We start from the raw sequence: 22,613 nt of genomic DNA on the forward strand, positions 1-22,613 counted from the left end.
GAAAGTTTAAGAATCAAAATGACTTATTTTGGTAAATAGTAAAAATAGCCGGCAAGCAGAAACCTATATAAGTAAAGCTATTGTTGATAGCTGGATTATTTTATTTACTAACTGGAGCGGTATTTTTAAGTAAATTACTCGCTACCATCCAATTTATAAAGCGCTCGAACCAATCATCCGGCGTAGTAGGATTTTTCAGACCAAAACCGTGACCACCTTTTGGATAAATATGCAGTTCGGTATTTATACCAAGCTTATGTAAAGCCTGGTAAAACAAGATACTATTGTCTGGCGGTACTACTTTATCGTCAGAAGCATGAATTAAAAAGGTAGGAGGAGTTTGAGCTGTAATTTGTTGCTCGTTGGAGTATTCTTTTAATTTTTCCGGAGAAGCATTTTTGCCCAACAAATTATCAAATGAACCCTGATGAATTACCCCAGGCTGGCTGCTAATAACCGGGTAAACTAAAACCATAAAATCTGGGCGTACCGAAATGTTATCGGGGTTTGGAGTAACTGCTTTTTGAAAATGCGTGCCCGCGGTAGAGGCCAGGTGACCACCGGCCGAAAATCCCATAATACCTATCCGCTTAGGGTCTACCTGCCATTCAGTAGCCCGTTTGCGCACTACCCGGATGGCTTGCTGTGCATCTTGTAAAGGCGCTATTTCGGGGTTAGTAGAAGTTTTAGAGCTGGGCAAGCGGTATTTTACCACGAAAGCAGCAATTCCTTTTTCATTCAATCTCCGGGCAACATCTACCCCTTCGTGACCAGCCGCTATAATTCCGTAGCCGCCTCCCGGGCAAATAACTACAGCCGCGCCGGTAGCTTTGTCTTTTGAAGGTAAATAAGCTGTAAGCGTAGGATTACGAACCAGGCTGATGCGCAAAATACCATCTGTTTCTGTTTTTTCTTCGTTAGGGCCAGGTTTGGCATTAGGGATATTGCCTTCGTACAAGGGAAGTTCCATAGGTTTGGTTTGGGCAAAGGCCGGACTTAAATTCAGGCTAAAAAGTGTAAACAGGAGAATAGCTACTTTTTTCATGGGCAACTAGCAGAACACAAAGTTAAGTTTTCGTTAAAGCTACAGCAATTTATTTTCTTATTGTAATAATCACTACAAGTATTATAAAGATGACTATCCGGATTTTATATAAGCAATTAAAATATTTAGAGCTTTAAATTTTAATACTATTCTTGATTTTAAAATTTGAATTTAATTAAAAACAAGAAGCCCCGGTAGTAGAAACAACCGGGGCGGATATTGCTAATTATTCTGGTTGCAAAAACGGATACTGGTAATCAACTGCGGGCACAAAAGTTTCTTTTATAGTGCGGGTAGAAGTCCAGCGGATAAGGTTAAATACAGAACCCGCCTTATCGTTGGTGCCGGAAGCCCGAGCACCGCCAAAAGGCTGTTGACCTACAACAGCGCCGGTTGGCTTGTCGTTGATATAAAAATTACCGGCAGCGTGCAGTAATTTATTTGTCGCCAGGTCAATAGCGTAACGGTCACGGGCAAATATAGAACCCGTTAACGCATAAGGCGAGGTAGTATTTACTATTTCCAGTATTTCTTCAAATTCAGCTTCCTGGTACACGTAAATAGTAATAACCGGACCAAATATTTCTTCGCACATGGTTACATAAGCCGGGTCTTTTACCAACAACACCGTAGGCTCAATAAAATAACCTACCGATTTATCGAAATTACCACCGGCAATAACTTCTACTTCCGGGTCATTTTTAGCGGCTTCAATGTATTTGGTAATTTTATTAAATGATTTTTCATCAATAACAGCATTTATAAAATTACTAAAATCTTCCGGCGAACCCATTTTAAAGGATTTCAAATCTTCGATTACAGATTGCTTTACTTCTTGCCAAAGATTTGCCGGAATATAAGCCCGGGAAGCGGCTGAGCATTTCTGGCCCTGGAACTCAAAAGCCCCGCGCGAAATTCCTACCGCTACTTCTTTGGCATCGGCAGAAGGGTGCGCCACAATAAAATCTTTACCACCAGTTTCGCCGACAATGCGCGGGTAGCCGCGGTACAAATGCAGGTTGTTGCCAATGGTTTTCCAGATATTATTAAAAACGGCAGTTGAACCGGTAAAATGAATACCCGCAAAATGGCGATGACTGAAAATTACCTCGCCGGCAACCGGACCATCAACGTAGATTAGATTAATAACGCCATCGGGTAAGCCGGCGGCCTGGAATAAGCGCATCAAAAACTGAGCGGCGTAAATTTGGGTGTAAGCGGGCTTCCAAACCACAACGTTACCCATCATGGCAGGAGAAGCCAGTAAATTGCCGGAGATTGCCGTAAAATTAAAGGGAGTTAAAGCAAACACGAAACCTTCCAATGGGCGGTGTTCTAGGCGGTTCCAAACTCCTGGGCTGGATTCGGGTTGCTGCGCGTAAATCTCCGTCATAAACTTTGCATTAAACCGCAGAAAATCGATCATTTCGCAGGCAGAATCAATTTCGGCTTGGTAGGCATTTTTAGATTGTCCTATCATAGTAGCCGCATTTAAACGTGCCCGCCAAGGTCCGGCGAGTAATTCGGCCGCTTTTAAAAATATGGCCGCCCGGCTTTGCCAGGGAGTATTTGCCCATTGTTCCCGGGCAGCTAAAGCAGCCTCAATGGCTTGGGTAACGTGGCTGGCATCACCTTCGTGAAAATAACCTAAAACGTGCTGGTGATCATGAGGCATGGTAAGTGGTTGTTTGTTACCGCTCCGCACTTCCTGATTACCAATGTACATAGGTATATCTAATTGCTGTTCTTTCAGCTCTATATACGTTTGTTGAAGTTCTTTTCTTTCCGGCGAACCTGGTGCATAACTTTTAACGGGTTCGTTTACCGGCAGAGGTACTTTATAAAATCCAGACATGGTCTTTTAGTTTTTTAGTTGCAGGTTATCGATTGGAAAGCTGCAAAGTTAAATTGTTGAACTATTAAATTGTTGAATTAATAGATAGATTATGTACTAACGCGAAGATCTGGCCTGTTGTTTACTATTCAGCGAGTTTCTTCCCAGACCAAATGATAAGCAAAAGAAACAAGCTACCCGTATCAGATAACCTTACAACCTTATAACTTTTAAAATTAATGACCTTTCAACCTACCACTCACAGCACCCGCATCAGTTCGCTGAGGCAGCTGATTTCGTAAGTTACTTTTTGGTAATGGCGTTTTTTTGCCGGGTTAAAGTATATCTGATCAATGCCCGCGTTTTTGGCCCCTAGTATATCCGCTTCCAGGCTATCCCCAATCATAAGGCTATCGACTGCTTTTACATTCGCCCGGTTAAGCGCGTGTTCAAATATTTTCCGGTCGGGTTTGCTACAGTTAATACACTCCGAGGTAATAACTTCGGTGAAATACCCGTGCAGATCCGAAGATGCCATTTTTATTTTTTGCACATCTTTAAACCCATTGGTAATAATATGCAGCGTATATTTTTTTTGCAGATAGTTCAGAACCTGGTACGTGTACGGGAAAACGGCCGTTTTTTGAGGACAAAGCGTAGTAAAAGCTTCGGGTAAACCAACCGGAATTTGCTCCGGAGTTAGGCCGAGTTTTAGTAAAGTTTGTTCAAAACGGTTTACGCGTAGTTCTTGCTGGGTAATTTTACCTTCGTGGTATTGTCGCCACATGCGGTGATTGATATAACTGTATTTTTTGTAAAAGTCAGTAGAAGAAAACTGGCCGAACTTAGCCAACTCAAACTGGTTGTACAGTACCAGAATAGTTTCTTCAGCATTTTTCTCGAAATCCCAGAGCGTATGGTCCAGGTCGAAAAAGAGGTGTTTGTAGGTTTTTAATGGAAAGAATTTCACAAAAATACTTTAATAGAGTTGGTAAGCAACCGACTGGATTTTATTTGCATCTGTTTACTGAGGCATCCACTTACGATTGTGTAATTTATTTACGGCTAATTCGCGGTTTGAGTATAGAACGCGGTAAGTTTCCTGGTCTTTTAGTAACAATTCGTCTTTTTCCAGGTAATTAAAAATAGTGTGCAATAAGTCGGCGGTTTCGTCGCGCAGGTAATAATATACCCAATTGTCGATCCGCTTGAAGGCTACTAAACCCGAAAGTTTTAAATAAGACAAATGACGGGAAGTTTTGGTTTGCGTAAAATCTAAAACCTGCTCAATGTCTGAAATACACATTTCGGAGTTTTTAAAAATTAGATATAAAATTCGCAGCCGCGACTCGTCGCCAAGCGCTTTAAATACTTGTTCGCCGAAGCTTACGTTAAAATGTTTCAGCCGCATTTGCGTTAATATGAGATTATGGATGTGGTAAAATGTAAAAAATAAAAAATAATTTTGTTTTAAATATCAATTGCAGTACAACAAAAATAAGTGGCAGATTGATTTTAAATGAATCAGTAAAGCCTTAAAAATTTTAAAATTTACTATCTATAAATGTAGGGTATTATCTGATTACCGACAGAAAAATAGTATACTTGTAAAGAATGAACGTAGATATGTTACCTTATTACCTCTTTAGAACTCGTTTTTTAAGTTGCTCTTTAAAACTTTTATTTTTTTGCTTACTGGGTGGTTTAGGATTATTTACTCCAGAAAAAGCGGCGGCACAAGGCAAATCTGTGGTTGTGCAATTATCGGGTATTGTGGCTAGCGGCGATAGTTTATATGGTGTGCCGGGAGTTACTGTTTATGTGCCCAAAGCCGGCCGGGGTACCGTTACCAACGATTACGGTTATTTTTCGATGCCGGTATTAGCCGGCGATAGCGTGGTAGTGCGAGCCCTAGGTTACAAACATCTAACGGTAATCATTCCGCGCAATTACAATAAGCAAAGTTACTCAGTAGTGTTGGAGTTAAAAGAAGATGCTACGTTATTGCCCGAAGTACGCGTTTTCCCATATCCTACCGAAGAATTATTTAAAAAAGCTTTTCTGGCTTTACGCGTGCCCGATGAGCAAAAAACAGCGGCCGAAAAGAACCTGAATGAACAATTAATGGCCCGCATATTTGATAATACGGCTATTGGGCCATCGGCTAATTTTCGGCACACCATGGATATGCAGAACATGTATTTAAATAAGCAATCCATGCCGAATCAATATAATAACAACCCGCTCCTCAATCCATTTGCCTGGGGGCAACTTATTCAGCAAATTAAAAAGGGCGATTTAAAACGCAAGTATAAAGATGATTGAGAGGTTAGTTAATTCTTAGTTTTTATCTTTAGTAAAGTTTTATTTGAACTTATATCATCTTTTGTTTATCTCTTCGCCAAAATAATATTTATGTCGGCTCACGAACACGCTCCTATTAAACCTAAAGTAACACCTATTTATCAAACTTCGGTTTTTACTTTCAACGATTTAAATGAATTAGAAGCCTATTATGATCAGCCGGGGCAACATTACATGTACAGCCGGTTTGGCAATCCAAATTCGGATGAACTGGCTGCCGAGGTAAATAAACTGGAAAAAGGCGATGGGGCAGTGGTAACTTCTTCGGGCATGTCGGCTATTTTAACAGCCATACTTACTTTTTGCCAGGCCGGCGACCACGTACTTTGTGCCGAAGAAATTTACGGTGGTTCAGCTACCTTATTAGCGCAGGAATTAAAACGCTTGGGCATTACGGTGACTTTTGTGCCTACCGAGCAAACCTACGAGTTAAGCTCCTTCGTGCAGGAGAACACAAAAGCTTTGCTCGCCGAAACCATTAGCAATCCTCTTTTAACGGTATTAGATATTGCCCGAATGGCAGCTCTTTGCCGGGAACATCAGCTAAAATTAATAATTGATAATACATTTGCGTCACCGGTAATTACGCGCCCTCTGGAGTTAGGCGCTGATTTAGTAATGCACAGTGTTACCAAGTATTTAGCCGGCCACAGCGATGTAACGGCCGGTGTAATAGTAGCTAAAGGGGAGGAGAACACGAAACGTATCCGGCAAATTGTAATGTATTACGGCTTAAATCTTAGCCCTTTTGATTCGTGGTTGGCCGCTCGGGGATTAAAAACCTTAAGACTTCGGATTAAGCAACATAATTCCAATGCTTTGAAAATTGCCCGGTTCTTAAGTCAACACCCTAAGGTGCGGCGCATTTATTACCCGGGCCTCGAAAATCATCCGCAGCATGCGTTAGCCCAACAGCAGGGGAATGGCTTATTCGGAGGAATGTTATCTTTTCAGATAAGTGATGAACTGGAAAAAGTAAATGCTTTTATGCAAGCATTACCTAATATTCCGTTTGCTCCTTCATTAGCGGGAGTTACTACGTCTATCTCGCACCCACTCAAAACTTCTCACCGTTCTTTTAGCCCGGAACAACAGGAAAAATTAGGTATTACCTTGGGTCTTATTCGTTTGTCGGTAGGAATAGAAGAAGCCGAAGATTTAATTCAGGAGTTAGACACGGCTTTAGCAGTTATTTAAATTTCTTGTTTTAAAGAAGTATCAGGTTGTAACGGAAAATCAGATTTAGTAAATAAGCTTAGCGATTTTACTATTTTACGCCAAATTTTTGCTTTTCTGCGGTAATTTCGGCATTCCAGCTTTGGAGAATTGTAGCATTTGGCTGGCGTAAAATACTTACATGAGTATTGTTTTCGCGATACAAAGGATTATTTAAACGGCCAATTATCTGAACAGATTTAAAATGAGCTTGTAACTCGGTAGGGGCATTCTCACTTACTAAAATCAATATTTTCGGATTTACCAACGGGGGAAACCAAAGCGCATAGCTGGCACTAGTGCTGTGAGCCCGTGGCAAGTTATAAGGCAAATTATAAAAATTTACTGCCCCAGCTTCGCCGTAATTATCGCACCAAATAATTGTTTCAGCCCGTTCCGCCATTGGAATGGTAGTGTAAGCTTTTCGCACTAATCTGGCCATTTCCGACCAGCCGAGCATATCGGCATAATCCTGAGGCAATAAATGATCCTGACCATCTTCCCAGCGTAAAATACCAGTAGCTTTAAACTTTTGACAATATTGGGCAGTAGCCTTAGGCGATAAAATAGGAAGGAGTAAAGGCACCAAAGGAGCCACTAAAATCAGAGGTAAAAGTAAAAGAACGGGCTTTAACTGCCTTTGCCATTTTTGCGTTAAAAGTTGTTCCCAAGCTACCCCGCCAAAAGCTAATAAAATAGGATACAACCCCAGAGCATAGTAGCTTTTGCCGTGTAACAAGAGAAAAATAGCGATCACGCTTAAGTAGATCCACCCAATTAAACGGTAAGGACGAGCCCATTTAGTAAAAAATAAAGCTAGTAAACCGGCTAACCAGATAAACAAGGCCGGAAAATTCATTAGTAATTGATCCAGCAGGAAATCTTTGGGTTTTACCAGATCTAATTGCGTTTTCTTTAATTCTTGCATGTGCTGCCAAAAGGGGATATTATGCTGCACTTGCCAGATTAAATTTGGTAATAATATTATTACAGCAATAAGAAGGGCTCCGTAGAAATGCTTTTGCCGGAATATAGTTCGTTGGGGCGAAAGCAGCAGCGCTAGACAAGTACCCGCTAAGAAGAAGATAACGGAATATTTATTGAGCAAACCTAACCCAATAGCTACTCCTAGAAGGTACAGATAAGAAGCTTTAGGTTGCTGAATATAGCAGATTAACAAGTAAAGATAAACGGACCAAAACAAAAACTCAAGCGCGTTCGGCTGAAATAAAATATTAATTCGTAAATAGGCCGAAGCTAAAAAGCCAATTCCAACCAATGCCAAGGCAAAACTACTGCCGCCTAGCCGCTTTACCGTTAAGCCAATTACCCACATAGTTATAGCCCCAAACAAAGCGGGCCAGAACCTAACCAGAAACCAATAATTGCCGAGGGCTTTTGTAATCCAAGCTTGTACGGCCAAGGCGGGTGGTACTTCCACAAATCCCCATGCCAGGTGGTTTGCTTCATCTAAATACAAATACTCGTCGCGTTGTAATTGGTAAGCCGGATGTACCGAAAAAAAAGCTAACGTAAATTTAAAAATTACCAGAAACAGGAGGATAGGCCGGAAAAGTTGGTCGGTTTTCGTAAACATAGGGCAGGCCGTAGGTTGTTTACTAATATCTAAAATTTACTTTAAAAAGTAACACAAATAGTGGTGGCTACCTAAAACGGAGTAGTCCCATTTAAATTTTTGTAATTTGGCAGTCTAATAAAATTTCTGTTGATGATTGTTTTCCCGAACGCTAAAATAAATATAGGTTTGCACGTAGTCAGTCGCCGACCCGATGGTTTCCGGAACCTGGAATCGTGTTTTTATCCGGTTAATTGGTGCGATGCTTTAGAAATAGTGCCAGCCGATGAAACACGTTTTACTTCTTCCGGCCTTTCTATTCCGGGCGAAGCAAATAAAAATCTGTGCCTGAAAGCGTACGAATTGCTACGTCAGGATTTTACTTTGCCCTCGGTACATATCCATTTACACAAAAATATACCTATTGGTGCTGGCATGGGAGGGGGCTCTGCCGATGCAGCTTTTACTTTAAAATTAATAAATGATTTATTTACGCTGAAAATAGCCGTATCCGATTTAGAGAACTACGCGCGTTCTTTAGGAAGCGACTGCGCTTTTTTTATTCAGAATAAACCAATTTTTGCTGTAGAAAAAGGCGATATTTTTGAACCGCTCGATTTAAATTTAAGTGGCTATCAAATAGTACTTATTTATCCGGATTTACATATTACCACGGCCGAAGCTTACCAAAAAGTAATACCGCAAATTCCAGTAGAAGACCTGCGAAGCGTACTACAACAACCTGTTTCTTCGTGGAAAAACCGGGTAAAAAATGATTTTGAGCAAGCCTTGTTTCCAAGCTATCCGGTTTTGCCACAGTTAAAAAGTTATTTATACCAAAAAGGTGCGCTATATGCCAGCATGACAGGTTCAGGTTCAGCTGTATTTGGTATTTTTTCGCCGGATTTCTCTCAAAAGTTAACTATGCCCGGCACCACCTATCCCATTTGGCAAGGCACTTTGTAGTTGCCGGCTTTCGTATCGCCTGTCCAGAATGGGGTGTACAAACACGCTGAACAAAATAATAAGAGCGCCTAAGTAAAAACCACCGGACATGTGTTCGCTTTCGCCGAAAATAAAATAGGCAAATACAATTCCGTAAACTGGTTCCAGGTTAATACTTAGGTTCATATTAAAAATAGGAATTTGTTGCATTAACCGTACAGAGCCGGTAAACGGATAAACGGTACATACCAAGGCCAGCGTTAACAAGTAAACCCAATCCAGCAAGGTTAAAGTAAAATGTACGGCATGATCCGGACTAAGAAAAAGTTGGTAAATGGGTATAAATAAAGCGGTTCCTAAACAGGCACCAGCCATTTCGTAACACGTAATATTAAGAGGCGAATATTTACGCGTTAACCGGCTATTTATAATGGAAAATGTTGCCCCTAACATTGCCGAGCCTACTCCCATTAAAATACCCAAAGCATGATCAAACTCAAACTGAAAAATTAGGTACAAGCCTATAAAGATGAGTAAGGCTAAACCAATTTCGTGCGGTTTAATTTTTTTACGGTAAAATATTGGTTCTAAAATAGCCGTCCATAGACTACTGGTTGCCATACCGGCTAAGCAAATAGAAACCGAAGCTACCCGCGCCGAAGCAAAAAAGAGCATCCAATGACCAGAAATGAGCATTCCTACGCCAATAATTTTTATCATTGGCCCCCGGCCAATCCGGAACGATTTACCCGTAAATTTTATAATTAAAGCTAGGGCCACTGTAGCAATAAAAGTGCGGAGAAAAACCAGTTCTACAGCAGGAATAGAAATTAATTTACCTAAAATAGCAGTGAAGCCCCACACGAAAACGATGAAGTGCAGCTCTAAATAATGCTTAAACGAAGCCATAAATTAGTCTATAGTCCACGGTCCATAGACCACAGATGGATATTATTTGGTGGTTGGATTATTAGAATTCTTTGTAATGGTTCGAGTTTGTAATTAAAGATCAGGTGGTTGAATGTAGTGTCTTTAACTTGAAACCTGCAACTATTAGCGGGGTACGGTTTTGTATAAGATAATGCCGATGAAGGTAAAAATGATAGAAGGAATCCAGGAAGCCAACATAGGACTGACATCTCCCACTTGGGCAAAACTTCGGCTCATAATAACAAAAATAATAAAGATAAAGGCCAACGTAAAGCCCAGTGCTACCTGCAGACCAATACCACCACGCCTTTTCCGGGAGCTTAGAATTACCCCAATTGTTGTTAAAATAATAATGGCGAATGGATAACTAAACCGTTCATATTTTTCAATCAGGTAAATTTCCGTATCATCGGCACCCCGCATCTTTTTTTGATTGATGAACTTGTTTAATTCAGGTAAAGTTAGTGTTTCGGCCAGGCGGTAGGTACTGGCAAAATCTTTGGGTAACAAGTTTAGCGTGGTATCTATTGGTCCATATTGTTTAGTAATTTCCCTATCGCCCTCAAACTTACGGAGTACATAATTATCTAAATGCCATTTGTTTTTTTTCTCGTCCCAGGTAATGGCATCAGAAGTTAGTTTAGCCAGCAACTCATTGCCTTTAATGGTTTCAAGCGTAAATTTATAGCCAATGTTTGCCGTGTTATTATAACTTTCGATGTAAGCATACGATTCGGGATTGAGTTTGAAATGAATGTTGCGGCCTTCGAAAGTGTACGGTTTTTTAATGTATTTCACTTCAAAAGCTACCCGCGTTTTGTTGGAATTAGGGATAACCCACCCGATCATAGCAAAGGTAAAAGCTCCGATTACAATAGCTCCCATTACGTAAGGCCATAACATGCGCCGGAAACTTACGCCGCTGCTTAAAATAGCCACAATCTCGGTACGACCAGCCAACTTAGCCGTTACAAAAACGGTGGCAATAAACACCGTAATCGGGCTAAGCATGTTAGAATAAAAAGGAATAAGGTTGAGGTAGTAATCAAAAATAATAGATTTAAACGGCGGATTAGTTTCTAAAAAATCGTCATTTTTTTCCGTAAAGTCAATCACGCAGATAATTACAACCAATATCAGCACCACAAAAACAAAGGTGCTCAGGTATTTTTTAAGAATATATTTATCTAATAATTTCATATGTTAGTTGCAAGTTACGGGTTGCAAGTTGCAAGTTTTTAGAAAGTTAGAAAATTGCAAAGTTAGAGATATAACGAACTACGTTCCACGATTAATATGAAACCTGCCAAGCCTAAAAACAATTCCACCATTCAGCAATCAAACAACGTTCACCTTTGGCCTATTTAATGTATACCGTAGACCACTCTACAACCGCACCATTAAATCTTTTACCATTTTATTTTTCCAGGCCCGGAAAGTTCCGGCCAGGATCTGTTCGCGGGCTTGTTTAACCAGCCAAAGGTAAAAAGTTAAATTATGGACGCTGGAAATCTGAGCGCCCAGCATTTCGCCGCTATGTACCAAGTGCCGTAAATACGCTTTGGTGTAAAATGTGCTGGCGTAGCCTCCAAGTGTTTCATCAATCGGGGAGAAATCGTTTTTCCATTTTTCGTTCCGAATGTTAATAATACCTTGAGTGGTAAATAACATGCCATTACGAGCGTTACGGGTAGGTAGTACGCAATCGAACATATCTACACCTAGGGCAATATTTTCCAGTATATTAGCTGGCGTGCCTACGCCCATGAGGTATCGAGGCTTGTCCGCGGGTAAAATGTCACAAACCAACTCCGTCATTTCGTACATCATTTCGGCTGGTTCACCCACCGATAAGCCACCAATGGCATTGCCCGCCCGATTAAAGGAAGCAATTGTTTCGGCCGATTTCTGACGCAGATCTTTATAGGTGCTGCCCTGTACAATTGGGAAAAGGTTTTGCTCGTAACCGTATTTACCTTCGGTAGCATCGAAGCGTTCGCAGCAGCGTTGCAGCCAACGGTGGGTCATGTCCATGGATTTACGGGCATAGTTGTACTCGCAAGGGTAAGGGGTACACTCATCAAACGCCATAATAATATCGGCGCCGATGGTACGCTGGATATCCATCACGTTTTCTGGCGAAAAGAAATGGGTGGAGCCGTCGATGTGGGATTTAAATTTTACTCCTTCTTCTACAATTTTGCGTGTACCCGAAAGCGAATAAACCTGGTAACCGCCGCTATCCGTTAAAATGGGTTTGTCCCAGCCGTTAAATTTATGTAATCCACCGGCTTGCTCTAAAGTATTTAGCCCAGGACGTAAATACAAATGGTAGGTATTCCCTAGAATAATTTGGGCTTGAATATCTTCTTTTATTTCGCGCTGGTGCACCGCTTTTACCGTACCAGCGGTACCAACCGGCATAAATATTGGCGTTTGAATAACGCCATGATCCGTAGTAAGCGTGCCCGCCCGGGCTTTGGTTTCTTTATCGTGAGCAGTTAAAGTAAATGTCATTGTTTTAGTAGATGGTCCACAGTCCATAGACGATAGACCAATGTTTAAATAAAATTAATTCCTCCATTTAAAGATGGAGGCAAATTACTAAATGGGTTAATTAATGGAGCAATGCCGGAAGGGACAGGTTTAAAAGCAGATTTATTTAAAAAAGATTCTCCTCCATTCCGCTAGTTTCAGCTAGTGGAAAACTTTCTAACCTTTCAACTTTATGGTCTTTCGCCTAATGGCTTAGGATTGGTTAATGCTGCCTGTAAATATTCTGCCAGTTGCTGTACTGCCCGGCCCCGGTGGCTAATGCGGTTTTTTTCAGCAGAATCCATTTCGGCAAAGGTTTGGGAGTAGCCCTCCGGAATAAATACCGGGTCGTAACCAAAACCTTGACTTCCTCTGGGTTCTTCTGTTATATGACCTTGTACTACACCATCAAACTGAAACAAATTATTATCTAAAATTAAAGTAATAGAAGTCCGGAATTGGGCTGACCGGTTTTCTTTACCCGCCAGATTTTGTAAAAGTAATTGAATATTATCCTGGCTGCTCCGCTGCGGCCCAGCATAACGCGCCGAATACACTCCAGGCTCCATATTAAGGGCCAGCACTTCCAGACCAGTATCGTCAGCAAAGCAGTTAACGTTGTAATTTTGCCATACATATTCTGCTTTTTGCTGGGAGTTGCCTTCTAAAGTGGTTTGTTCTTCGGGGAGTTCTTCGCGGCAGCCAATATCTTCTAAACTTTTAATATCAAACTGTTCGCCCAAAATTTCTCTGATTTCAGCGAGCTTATGTGCGTTGTTGCTGGCAAAACAAATAGTGAGCATAATGGAGGCTAGTTTTAGTTAGTGAATCGACTTAATAAAAAATTTGATTTGCTTTTTGAGTGATAAACAAACTTAGTTCATTTGTCGCACTAAAGATAATTAAATGAGTACCCGGGTAAACTACCGGCTCTTTAATGTAAGCTAACGGAAATATTTTGTCCTGATCACCGTGCAGATGAACCAGATTAGTAATTCGGGTTTGATTTTGCCAGTTTGCAATAGCAGTAAACGCCCATTTCACAAACGAAATATCCGTATCTTGAATAATTTGATTAAGAAGCTTTTTCTCCCTTATGGTTTTTGCACCGAATACCCAGTTATAAAACCAAGGCAGCTTTTTCGCCCAATGCAATGGTAAGTATTTATGTATTTCCAGTTGGCCAAAGAATCGTAAGTAAAAAGGTAATTCGGTGTGAGTTTTAATACTCGAAATTAAAATTACATGCGCTGTAGAAAAAAATTTACTTATTTCCACTGCTATCATACCGCCAAACGAAACTCCTACTAATATAATTGGTTGGGTATTAACTTTTATTTGAGCAGCCATGCGCGACGCATACATAGCTAAGGGCTCGTTTGTGTAAGGGGATAGCCATTCCAGAATTACTATTTTAAACTTCTCGGCATCTAGTTGCAAAAACTGAAACATGCGGGCATCTGCCCCTAAGCCGGGGATAAGATAAATTTGGGGCTGTTCTTTTTGCAACGTGTAAGACTAAATCAAATAAGCACCGTAGGACTCGTCGTCTGTTAAAACTACCCGAATATGTTCCAGTAAAGTAGTAGCCAAGGATAAGCCTGTGTAAGTAACCGTTATTGGGTACAAAGTATTATTCCGGTTAATGAGCGTGGCTGTTTCTACTTTCTTGACCTCGGTTTTTAAAAACAGTTGGAAGCTATAAGCCATGGTTTTCCCGGAGTTGAGCACATCGTCTACTAAAATAACAACTTGTCCTTCCAGGTGAGGATTAGCAGGGTCTAGTACAATAGGCTGACTCAATGGATGAATTTTGTCTAAAGTAATACCCAACAACTGAATAGTAAGCGGAGAAATCCGGCCTAATTCTGCAGCTAGCAGTTCGGCCAGTTTATAGCCGTTTTCGTGGATGCCAGCTAAATAAAGCGATGATTCTTCAAAGTTTTTCTCGTAAATCTCAAAAGCCATGCGTTTAATTTTTTGCATAATCTCCTGACGCGTTAAAATGCGGGAACTAGGACTAAAACTCATAGCTTTGTTACTTGGGTATTTTGTTTTAATAAATAATATAATGCGAAAGTACGCAAGGAACTACTTTAGAACACTAAGAAATATACTAATTATAAAAATTTAGTTGGAAAATTACCAAGAAATATGCAAAAGTTTTGTACTTTTGCATCCTGTTTTTTGAAAGAACTTGTTTTATAAATATATAATTACCAATGAAAAAAGATATTCATCCCACATACAGAGAGGTAGTGTTTCAGGATACATCCAGCGATTTTAAATTTATTACCCGCTCTACCATGACCTCCAACGAAACTATTACCATGGAAGATGGTAAAAGCTACCCGGTAATTAAAGTAGAGGTATCTTCGGCATCGCACCCATTTTATACTGGTAAAAACATTTTTGTGGATACTGCCGGTCGGGTGGAGAAATTCCAGAAACGTTACGCCAAGAGATAAGGAATTTTTGGCTTTTTATTTGTTAAAGTCTTCCTGAAACCTCAGGAAGACTTTTTTATTTTTGCCCTATGAACATTATTCTTTTCGACGATAAGAACATTCGTCCGAACTTGTTGCCACTTACTTTTACCCGTCCCGTAGCTGAAATACGCGTTGGAATTTTAACTATCGCCGAAAAATGGCAGAAGTTCACCGGTCAACCTGTTTCGTACTTAACGCAACCGTATCTGCAAAAAAAGTACTCGTGCAATGCCGAACTCACCGCTAATATTTACATTAACGGCGCTGTTTGTCCAAACGCCGATTTGCTTAAATCGCTTAAAAAGCTGAAACCCGGTAAAGCGTTATTTAAAAACAACGTTTTATTAGCTTTTCACGGCAACGAACAGGTGTTTGAAACTTTAGCTGATTTTTATAATTTCAGCAATGCAGTACCTAAAACTTTTGAAGAAGAAGTAACCATTATTCAGGAAGTTTGGGAAATATTTACCCGGAATGGCCAACAAATAAAAGCTGATTTTAATTTAATTACGAAAGGCCGGCAAAGTTGCCCTGTAACAGATCCGCATACGGTGGTATATGCGCCCGAAAATATTTTTTTAGAAGAAGGAGTAAAGTTACGGTCAGTGGTATTAAATGCAGAAAGCGGGCCCATTTATTTAGGTAAGAATTGCGAAGTGCAGGAAGGTGCTGTAATACGGGGTGCTTTTGCTTTGGGTGAAGGTAGTATGTTAAATATGGGGGCCAGAATGCGGGGCGATATTACCATTGGACCTTTTTGCAAAGTAGGCGGCGAAATTAGTAATTCAGTTATTTTTGGCAACTCCAATAAAAGCCACGATGGGTTTTTAGGTAATTCGGTACTTGGTGAATGGGTTAATTTAGGGGCCGATACCAATACTTCTAACATGAAAAATAACTACGCCGATGTAAAGCTCTGGAATTACGCTAAAGGCGGTATGAAAAATACGGGTCTTCAGTTTTGCGGAACTATTATGGGCGACCATACCAAATGTGGTATTAATACCATGCTTAATACGGGTACTGTAACAGGGGTAAGTGCGAATGTATTTGGGGCAGGTTATCCGCGCAATTTTATTCCTTCGTTTACTTGGGGTGGTGCTCCTGGTATGGAAACGTACCAGCTACCCAAATTTTTTGAATCTGCGGCACGTGCTTTGGAACGGCGTCAGCGCGTACTCGACGAAGTTGAAAAAAGTATTTTAAGCAACGTATACGAACAAACAAAAGAATACCGTACCTGGGAAAAAGCTTAACTTTAAAGCTTGTAGCTTATCACCATAAATGGCTAATTAGCAGTATTTAACAGATTAAATAAATTCTTTATTCTCCTTAACCGACGAAAGTAATGCAATGAGCAAGCCCCTGATTCGTTTACTAATACTTGTTCATTTATAAATAATTTTACTGTTAAAAATAGAAAAGTATGCAAGCTCATGGTATTATTTTAATGGTAATATTTAGTTTCTGCGGCATACTGTTGTGGCTGGTAGGCCAGCATATCAAAAAAAAGCAGACAGTAGAATCCATATCTTTACCCGGTTTAGTATTAAGAAATGTGAAAGATAAAAAAGGCCTGGCTACTTTTGTGGGAAATAACTTAAGAAGTATGGGCTTAATCAGCTTACTTATTGGAGCAAGTATTTTTTTGATGCCGCCAGTAAAAACACTGGTGTTAGCCATGTTTCTGATTGCCTTAATTGCTGTTTGTTTGAGGCTGATTTTAGGATTAAGAAGATTTAATAAGTAAATCCGCAGGTTACAGTTGATGAATCATCCATTTCTGGTGTACTTTTGCTAGTGAAGTATAGTTAACTTGTTTTCTATAACTGTGGGCTATGATCTATAGTCAAATAACTAAATAGCATGTTTTTTTCTGAGATAGAAGGGCACGACGAAACAAAGCAATTACTGGTAAATTCGGTGCAAAACCAACACGTGGCACATGCCCAATTGTTTGTGGGGCCGGGAGGCAGTGCTAGTTTGGCTTTAGCTTTGGCTTATGCGACCTACCTGAATTGCGAAAACAAACAACCCACCGATGCTTGTGGTACTTGCGCCAGTTGCAGTAAAATAAATAAGCTAATTCACCCGGATGTTAATTTTGTAATGCCGGTAACTACTACCAAATCGCAGCCAAAAGATGTTTTAAGTCAAAAATTTTTAACCGAATGGCGGGAGTTTGTATTAACCAATCCGTACCAAACGCTAAATGATTGGATGCAGTTTATTGGTGCCGAGAACAAGCAAGGAAATATTTCGAAAGACGAGAGCCGGCAATTAGTAAAATTTGCTTCTTTGAAGGCCTTTGAAGCCACCTTTAAAATCATTTTGATTTGGCTACCCGAATTAATGCACCCGGCCGCAGCTAACGCTTTGTTAAAGCTCCTGGAAGAACCACCAGCTAACACTATTTTTTTGCTGGTAGCCAACAGTGCAGATAAACTCCTCGCCACTATTTTATCCCGAACCCAAATGGTAAAAGTACGCGCTTTTACCGACGAAGAAATTATTACTTATCTTACCCGGAAGGGTTTAGCAGATGAATCAAAGGCGCAACAAATTACGTTGTTGGCCGAGGGCAATTTACAGGTAGCTATGCAGCTTAGCACCGAAATGACGAACGATTACTTCGATTTTTTTGTAAAATGGATGCGTCATTGTTACGCCAATAAATTTGGTGATGTAGTAGAGTTAAGCGAAGATTTTCAGAAGATGGGCCGCGAAAACCAGAAAAACTTTTTGCATTATGCTTTAAGTAGCCTACGTAAAGTACTGCTCTACGGCATTAATCCGGAGTTGATTTCTTTTATTCCGCCAACCGAAAGTGATTTTATTCAAAGATTTTCGAAAATTGTGCGCGAAGCAAATGCGCCGCTTTTAACCGAAGAGTTAAACCAGGCGCATTACCACATTGAGCGGAATGCTAACCCCAAAATGGTTTTCATTGATTCTTCCATTCAAATTGCCCGTTATTTAAAATTACAGAATTAAACGATTTATAGAATGCCCGAACCGGCTGAAAATACAATTCGCATTGCCACGCGTGGTAGCCGCCTGGCACTTTGGCAAACCCACCACGTAGCCGAAAAACTCCGGGCTGCGCATTATAACGTGGAGATAGAAATAATCCAGACGAAAGGAGATTTAGTACTCGATCGATCTTTAGATAAAATTGGCGCCAAAGGAGTATTTACAGAAGAATTAGAAGAAAGCTTGCGCAACGGAACCGTAGATATTGCCGTGCACAGTGCCAAAGATTTACAATCTACGTTACCTGACGATTTAGAAATTGTGGCTTTTATGGAGCGCGAGAAGGTAAACGATGTGGTTATTTCTTTTGATTCAACCTTTACTTTAGACCGGGAACAAATAGTAATTGGCACATCGTCTACGCGCCGGCGGGCCTTGTTAAAACGCTACTATCCGGATGTAATTACCGCTGAATGCCGGGGTAATTTGCAAACGCGCCTGCAAAAATTAAAAGACGGGCAGTACGATGCTATTTTACTCGCCTACGCCGGGGTTTACCGGATGCAATACAGCCATTTAATTACCGAAATTTTACCCGAAGATAAATTTGTACCGGCCGCCGGACAAGGTAGTATTGCCATTGAGTGCGCCAAAAATTTACCCTTAGCTAAAAAGCTGGCCATCCGCAATTGTTTAGATCACGAACCAACCCATATTTGCTTAACCGCAGAACGCGCTTTTCTGCGCACCATGGAAGGAGGTTGTAGTATACCGTCGTTTGCACTGGCCACTTTACACGGAGCACACGTCGAAATTACGGGTGGCATTGTGAGTTTAGACGGGCAGCAAATGATAACCGATACCTTACAAGCACCTCCGCACGAAGCAGATGCTTTAGGCGTGCGACTGGCACAAAATATATTAACTATGGGCGGCGATCAGATTCTGGCTTCCATAAAGAAAGAACGTTCTTAGATATTAAAACTAGTATTTTCATGACTCTCTTACATTTTAACTTTTTTAAAAGATTTTTCAGTAATAAGAGTGTATTAGTGCTTTTGCTGTTAGGCTTAAGCTTTACTCAAAGTTTAGCAAAAGGTAAATCTAAAAAAGATGAGATTGTTACTATTACCACGCAGTTCGGTGATATGGTAATAATTCTTTACGAGGAAACACCCCAACACAAGGCAAATTTTTTAAAGCTGGCGAAAGAAGGGTTTTACAATAACACTACTTTTCATCGGATAATTGATGATTTTATGATTCAAGGCGGTGATAAAAACTCAAAAGATGAAGATAAAACCAATGATGGTGCCGGCGATGTGGGCTATCAGATTCCGGCTGAGTTCAATGCAAAGTTTAAGCACGTACGCGGAGCTGTAGCTGCTGCCCGGCAAGGAGACTTTGTAAACCCGAAGCGGGAGTCAAGCGGGTCGCAATTTTATATTGTAGAAAACCACGTGGGCACGCCGCATCTGGATAATCAGTACACTGTTTTTGGCCAGGTAATTAGTGGCTTAGACGTAATTGATAAAATTGCGGAACAACCTAAAGGACCTCGCGATCTTCCTTTATCGGATATCCGGATAACAATGAAAGTAGAAAAACTTAAAAAGAAGAAAATTACGAAACGGTACGGCTATTCGTATTCCGCTTGAATAATTTAGTAAATTTTCTTTTTGGTTTTAATAAATACCTAACTCTCTAAGACTAATACAGTGCTTGGGGAGTTTTTTTATTTCTATTAAGTAATTGGGAGTAATTAATTTACTATACTAGAGGTCGAGATTGTTGTAGTATTTTATTGGTGGCCATATATTTAGCAACACAAAAGTCTAGTGTTTAATATCTTGATACTTGTGTCTCTTTACCTATACTTAGCTCATTCAATTATAAAGTTAAGTAAATTCCATCTGGCTGTATTTCTACTAAAAAGGTTTTCAAATAAGAAGTACGGTTATCACACTCCTGACCATTAAATAAAGAAAAGCGGTAACTATGCCAGGGGCATACTACTTCGTTTAAATAATTGGTGGTTCCTTTACTTAATGATTCCCCAAGGTGCGGACAAACATCGGATACAGCGAAAATACCTTTACGCGTCCGCACCAGGCAAATAGCTTCTTTTTGACCTGATACCCATAATTTTTGAGGTTTACCTAATGGTAATGCTTGTTCGGCGGCAGTTACAGAATCAAATATTTTGTGTTGTTGAGTAGGAGGAAGATCGGCCATACAGTAAATCAAATTAACAAAAAGGATTGCTTTATATTATTAGTTTTTAGGATTGTTGAGTTATACAATCGTTTAATTTAACAACCGAACAAAGCAATCTTAATAGTATAAATCACATACGGAGCAATTAAGCGTGGTATATAAGATTTACCGGAAAGAGTTTCTATAAAAAGAATAAAGCAATTCTCAGCAAGAAAAAAAATAAGCTATAGAAAATAATTATTGTAATTGATCCCTATTCCAAAATTCAATTATGCAGGTTCTAAATTATCTTTCAACCTATTAAATAGAAATCTGTTTGCCACTATTTGGCATAGAACATCAATGTTCAACATTTACCTATTTACTACAAATGCAAAAGAGTAAAAGTTAGCAAGTATTTTAAAAATTAATGCAAGAAGAATATTATTTGTTTGGGACTTTTCTAAAAACAAGAATGTGTTGGAGAGGTAAAATATCCTGGTTCTCTACAAAATTTAGCCCAACACCTGTAGCTTCTTTTCTAGCTTGTTTCTCCGACATCCGGTGTAAAGCTTTAATAGGTACGTAAGGATCTTCGGCTTTATATTCTACTAAAACAAGGCGGCCATTGGGCTTTAAGGCTTTTTTTATTGCGAGCAACATTTCATGCGGATACGAAAATTCGTGGTACGAATCTACCAATAGGGCTACATCTACACTTTGATTTGGTAAATTAGGGTTTTGCAAGGAGCCTAAAATAGGTTCTACGTTAAAAGCATTTTTTAAAATGCGATTATCGAGCAGCATATTTAAAAATTCCTGCTGTACATCAACTGCCAGTACTTTGCCCTGCGGGACTAACGGACTAATGCGAAAAGTCATATACCCGCTTCCAGCCCCAATATCGGCTACTACATCCGTGGGGCGCAGTTTTAAAGCTTGTAATAGTAAATCGGTGCGTTCTTCTTTTTCACGTTCAGAGCGTTCGAGCCAACTAGCTTCAGAATGGCCCATGGTATAGGCAATCTGTCGGCCCCGGTAGTACTTACCAATTCCGTTAGGGTCGATGGGCGATTTATACACGTACAGCGAATCAGATGGTATACTAGATGTAGTAGCCTGACTATCGTAGTTACAACCTATTAGCCTGCTAATAATCGCAAAAACTAAAATAAACCCGCTAAATTTTAAAAATATTGGCATCAACTTCTCCTGCGCAAACGTTGCTTTTATTTATAACGCAGTAAAGTACAGCAAAAATATAAAAGTGGTGGTTATAGATTCTGAAAATCAGACGTTTTACCAGGATTGGAGCAGAAAGAATAACAGGTTAAGTAGCGAACGCCAGTTTTTAGTTGTAACCCAAACCTATACCCGCCGAAACTGTGGGATATTTAGCTAATGTTCCTTCGGCATTAATACTAAAAATTGATAATTTTAATCGGAACCCACCGGTTAGTCCGAGCTGATTGTATTCAGTTGGAATATCTACCGGGTCAATTATATTTTGAATTTCTCGGGTGTAGGGCGGCTGCTCCCGTAAAACGGTTACTGGGTAGTTACCTGACATGGCGGTTGTAGTATTGCTTTTGCTGTAACTTACCCCGGCGTACCCGGTTATAACCGATATGGTTTTAGAGGCTACTAGTTGTGCAGTAATGGCTTTGGTATTAAAAATAACCTTCTGATTGGTGTAATCTAGAGGGTTTGGGTTAGCAATCCCATTTTGGGGCCTTAACTGTAAACCATAATTCGACCGAAAAGAAGAAAAAGCAGCAACTGCCGTAATATCAAATGGCAAAGTAGTTAAACCAGGAAGCCATTTTGCAATATTATTTTTCAGGCCGATTCCCCATAAGTTAAGATTTAAATCACCTGCTTTACTTTTTGGAAGAAGCCGAAACATTAATTCAGTTTCTTTCACTACCCCAATGGTTAATTGTACCATTGGAATGGGAGCTATGTTGGTACCAATTCCTTCGGGAGTGTTAAAAGAGGCTACTTGTTCTTCTTGTTTTGTATCGGGGCGGGTGGCGTAAACGTTCAATAATGGACCGGGAGAATCTTCTCCGAAAACAGTAGGAGCAATGGTGCCGCTACCAGGAGCAATCCGCACGTTGGAGTTTAAGCCAATAGAACTAACATCAAAGGTGCGGTCTTTTTGGGGTACAAAAGTGGCATTGGCAAATACCCGAATTTCGAAACGGCCCGGTTTAAAAGCTTTACCGGTGGTTATCCAACCCGTATTTAAATCTGCACCGAACGCCTTACTTAAAGGAGTGCCGTAAGCTTTTGCTAAAAGTTCAGCATTTACTATTCCACTTTTTATTAATTCGGCCGTTTCGGATTGGGCTGAAGCAGAATTTTTTATGAACAACAAACCAATAGTTAAAATAAGAAGAAGAATTTTTCTCATTTTTAGTAGATAAGTAAAGTGCAAAAATAAATTACTTCTAAATCAGGTAAAAAAGGCGCTCTAAATGAGCGTAATATTTGTTTTTTGCTTACGTA

General features: G+C 40.1%; 23 protein-coding genes. 9 read left to right on the plus strand and 14 right to left on the minus strand.

The window, feature by feature from the left end; translation table 11 throughout:
- Positions 1–100 precede the first annotated feature (100 nt).
- From HUW48_RS03600 to HUW48_RS03615, 4 genes are all read right to left on the minus strand, one after another.
- Entirely contained in the window at positions 101–1,045 is a 945-nt protein-coding gene (locus HUW48_RS03600) for an alpha/beta hydrolase (protein ID WP_182414371.1), read from the minus strand.
- Between the two features lie 226 nt (positions 1,046–1,271).
- The gene (gene pruA, locus HUW48_RS03605) at positions 1,272–2,900 is read right to left on the minus strand and encodes an L-glutamate gamma-semialdehyde dehydrogenase (RefSeq protein WP_182414372.1); all 1,629 of its coding nucleotides are present in this window, start codon (positions 2,898–2,900) and stop codon (positions 1,272–1,274) included.
- A 238-nt stretch (positions 2,901–3,138) separates the two neighbouring features.
- On the minus strand, positions 3,139–3,849 hold the full coding sequence (locus HUW48_RS03610) for a YjjG family noncanonical pyrimidine nucleotidase (protein ID WP_182414373.1): 711 nt from the start codon (positions 3,847–3,849) through the stop codon (positions 3,139–3,141).
- Positions 3,850–3,903: 54 nt separating this feature from the next.
- Entirely contained in the window at positions 3,904–4,290 is a 387-nt protein-coding gene (locus tag HUW48_RS03615) for an ArsR/SmtB family transcription factor (protein WP_182414374.1), read from the minus strand.
- Positions 4,291–4,493: 203 nt separating this feature from the next.
- Between HUW48_RS03615 and HUW48_RS03620 the strand changes: the two genes are divergently transcribed.
- On the plus strand, positions 4,494–5,204 hold the full coding sequence (locus HUW48_RS03620; protein ID WP_182414375.1) for a carboxypeptidase-like regulatory domain-containing protein: 711 nt from the start codon (positions 4,494–4,496) through the stop codon (positions 5,202–5,204).
- A 90-nt stretch (positions 5,205–5,294) separates the two neighbouring features.
- Complete coding sequence (locus tag HUW48_RS03625; RefSeq protein ID WP_182414376.1) at positions 5,295–6,440, plus strand: trans-sulfuration enzyme family protein; 1,146 nt, start codon at positions 5,295–5,297, stop codon at positions 6,438–6,440.
- 70 nt (positions 6,441–6,510) lie between these two features.
- Here HUW48_RS03625 and HUW48_RS03630 read toward each other — a convergent pair whose 3' ends face one another.
- A complete protein-coding gene (locus HUW48_RS03630) occupies positions 6,511–8,055 on the minus strand; it encodes a glycosyltransferase family 39 protein (protein WP_182414377.1) in 1,545 nt (514 codons plus the stop codon).
- 132 nt (positions 8,056–8,187) lie between these two features.
- On the opposite strand from HUW48_RS03630, the gene ispE reads away from it, so the two are divergent.
- A complete protein-coding gene (ispE, locus tag HUW48_RS03635) occupies positions 8,188–9,000 on the plus strand; it encodes a 4-(cytidine 5'-diphospho)-2-C-methyl-D-erythritol kinase (protein WP_182414378.1) in 813 nt (270 codons plus the stop codon).
- Here the strand turns inward: ispE and HUW48_RS03640 are convergent.
- From HUW48_RS03640 to HUW48_RS03665, 6 genes are all read right to left on the minus strand, one after another.
- Complete coding sequence (locus HUW48_RS03640; protein ID WP_182414379.1) at positions 8,953–9,888, minus strand: DMT family transporter; 936 nt, start codon at positions 9,886–9,888, stop codon at positions 8,953–8,955. The two genes, ispE and HUW48_RS03640, sit on opposite strands and share 48 nt — an antisense overlap.
- 144 nt (positions 9,889–10,032) lie before the next feature.
- Positions 10,033–11,109: an LptF/LptG family permease gene (locus tag HUW48_RS03645; RefSeq protein WP_182414380.1), complete on the minus strand. Its 1,077-nt coding sequence runs from the start codon at positions 11,107–11,109 to the stop codon at positions 10,033–10,035.
- Between the two features lie 186 nt (positions 11,110–11,295).
- On the minus strand, positions 11,296–12,426 hold the full coding sequence (tgt, locus tag HUW48_RS03650) for a tRNA guanosine(34) transglycosylase Tgt (protein ID WP_182414381.1): 1,131 nt from the start codon (positions 12,424–12,426) through the stop codon (positions 11,296–11,298).
- A 209-nt stretch (positions 12,427–12,635) separates the two neighbouring features.
- The gene (locus HUW48_RS03655) at positions 12,636–13,247 is read right to left on the minus strand and encodes a non-canonical purine NTP diphosphatase (protein WP_182414382.1); all 612 of its coding nucleotides are present in this window, start codon (positions 13,245–13,247) and stop codon (positions 12,636–12,638) included.
- 31 nt (positions 13,248–13,278) lie between these two features.
- The gene (locus HUW48_RS03660) at positions 13,279–13,953 is read right to left on the minus strand and encodes an alpha/beta hydrolase (protein WP_182414383.1); all 675 of its coding nucleotides are present in this window, start codon (positions 13,951–13,953) and stop codon (positions 13,279–13,281) included.
- 9 nt (positions 13,954–13,962) lie between these two features.
- Positions 13,963–14,475: a phosphoribosyltransferase family protein gene (locus HUW48_RS03665; RefSeq protein ID WP_182414384.1), complete on the minus strand. Its 513-nt coding sequence runs from the start codon at positions 14,473–14,475 to the stop codon at positions 13,963–13,965.
- 191 nt (positions 14,476–14,666) lie between these two features.
- Here HUW48_RS03665 and HUW48_RS03670 point away from each other — a divergent pair, with 191 nt between their 5' ends.
- The 6 genes from HUW48_RS03670 (at position 14,667) to HUW48_RS03695 (ending at position 19,564) form a co-directional block, all read left to right on the plus strand.
- Positions 14,667–14,912, plus strand: coding sequence for a type B 50S ribosomal protein L31 (locus tag HUW48_RS03670; RefSeq protein ID WP_182414385.1), 246 nt, complete (start codon positions 14,667–14,669; stop codon positions 14,910–14,912).
- Between the two features lie 68 nt (positions 14,913–14,980).
- Positions 14,981–16,189: a GlmU family protein gene (locus tag HUW48_RS03675; protein WP_182414386.1), complete on the plus strand. Its 1,209-nt coding sequence runs from the start codon at positions 14,981–14,983 to the stop codon at positions 16,187–16,189.
- A 302-nt stretch (positions 16,190–16,491) separates the two neighbouring features.
- Entirely contained in the window at positions 16,492–16,683 is a 192-nt protein-coding gene (locus HUW48_RS03680; protein ID WP_182414387.1) for a hypothetical protein, read from the plus strand.
- A gap of 116 nt (positions 16,684–16,799) precedes the next feature.
- Positions 16,800–17,927, plus strand: coding sequence for a DNA polymerase III subunit (locus HUW48_RS03685; protein WP_182414388.1), 1,128 nt, complete (start codon positions 16,800–16,802; stop codon positions 17,925–17,927).
- A gap of 12 nt (positions 17,928–17,939) precedes the next feature.
- The gene (hemC, locus tag HUW48_RS03690) at positions 17,940–18,881 is read left to right on the plus strand and encodes a hydroxymethylbilane synthase (RefSeq protein ID WP_182414389.1); all 942 of its coding nucleotides are present in this window, start codon (positions 17,940–17,942) and stop codon (positions 18,879–18,881) included.
- Positions 18,882–18,901: 20 nt separating this feature from the next.
- Positions 18,902–19,564: a peptidylprolyl isomerase gene (locus HUW48_RS03695; RefSeq protein WP_182414390.1), complete on the plus strand. Its 663-nt coding sequence runs from the start codon at positions 18,902–18,904 to the stop codon at positions 19,562–19,564.
- Positions 19,565–19,796: 232 nt separating this feature from the next.
- Here HUW48_RS03695 and HUW48_RS03700 read toward each other — a convergent pair whose 3' ends face one another.
- The 3 genes from HUW48_RS03700 to HUW48_RS03710 all read right to left on the minus strand — a co-directional run bounded on the left by HUW48_RS03700 (position 19,797) and on the right by HUW48_RS03710 (position 22,518).
- Positions 19,797–20,141, minus strand: a complete 345-nt coding sequence (locus HUW48_RS03700) for a Rieske (2Fe-2S) protein (RefSeq protein WP_182414391.1) — start codon at positions 20,139–20,141, stop codon at positions 19,797–19,799.
- A 405-nt stretch (positions 20,142–20,546) separates the two neighbouring features.
- Positions 20,547–21,305 carry a class I SAM-dependent methyltransferase gene (locus tag HUW48_RS03705; protein WP_182414392.1) on the minus strand — a complete coding sequence of 253 codons (759 nt, stop codon included), beginning with the start codon at positions 21,303–21,305 and terminating at the stop codon, positions 20,547–20,549.
- A 148-nt stretch (positions 21,306–21,453) separates the two neighbouring features.
- Entirely contained in the window at positions 21,454–22,518 is a 1,065-nt protein-coding gene (locus HUW48_RS03710) for a DUF6588 family protein (protein ID WP_182414393.1), read from the minus strand.
- Between the last annotated feature and the right edge of the window lie 95 nt (positions 22,519–22,613).

This window comes from Adhaeribacter radiodurans (genome assembly GCF_014075995.1).
Taxonomy (GTDB): domain Bacteria; phylum Bacteroidota; class Bacteroidia; order Cytophagales; family Hymenobacteraceae; genus Adhaeribacter; species Adhaeribacter radiodurans.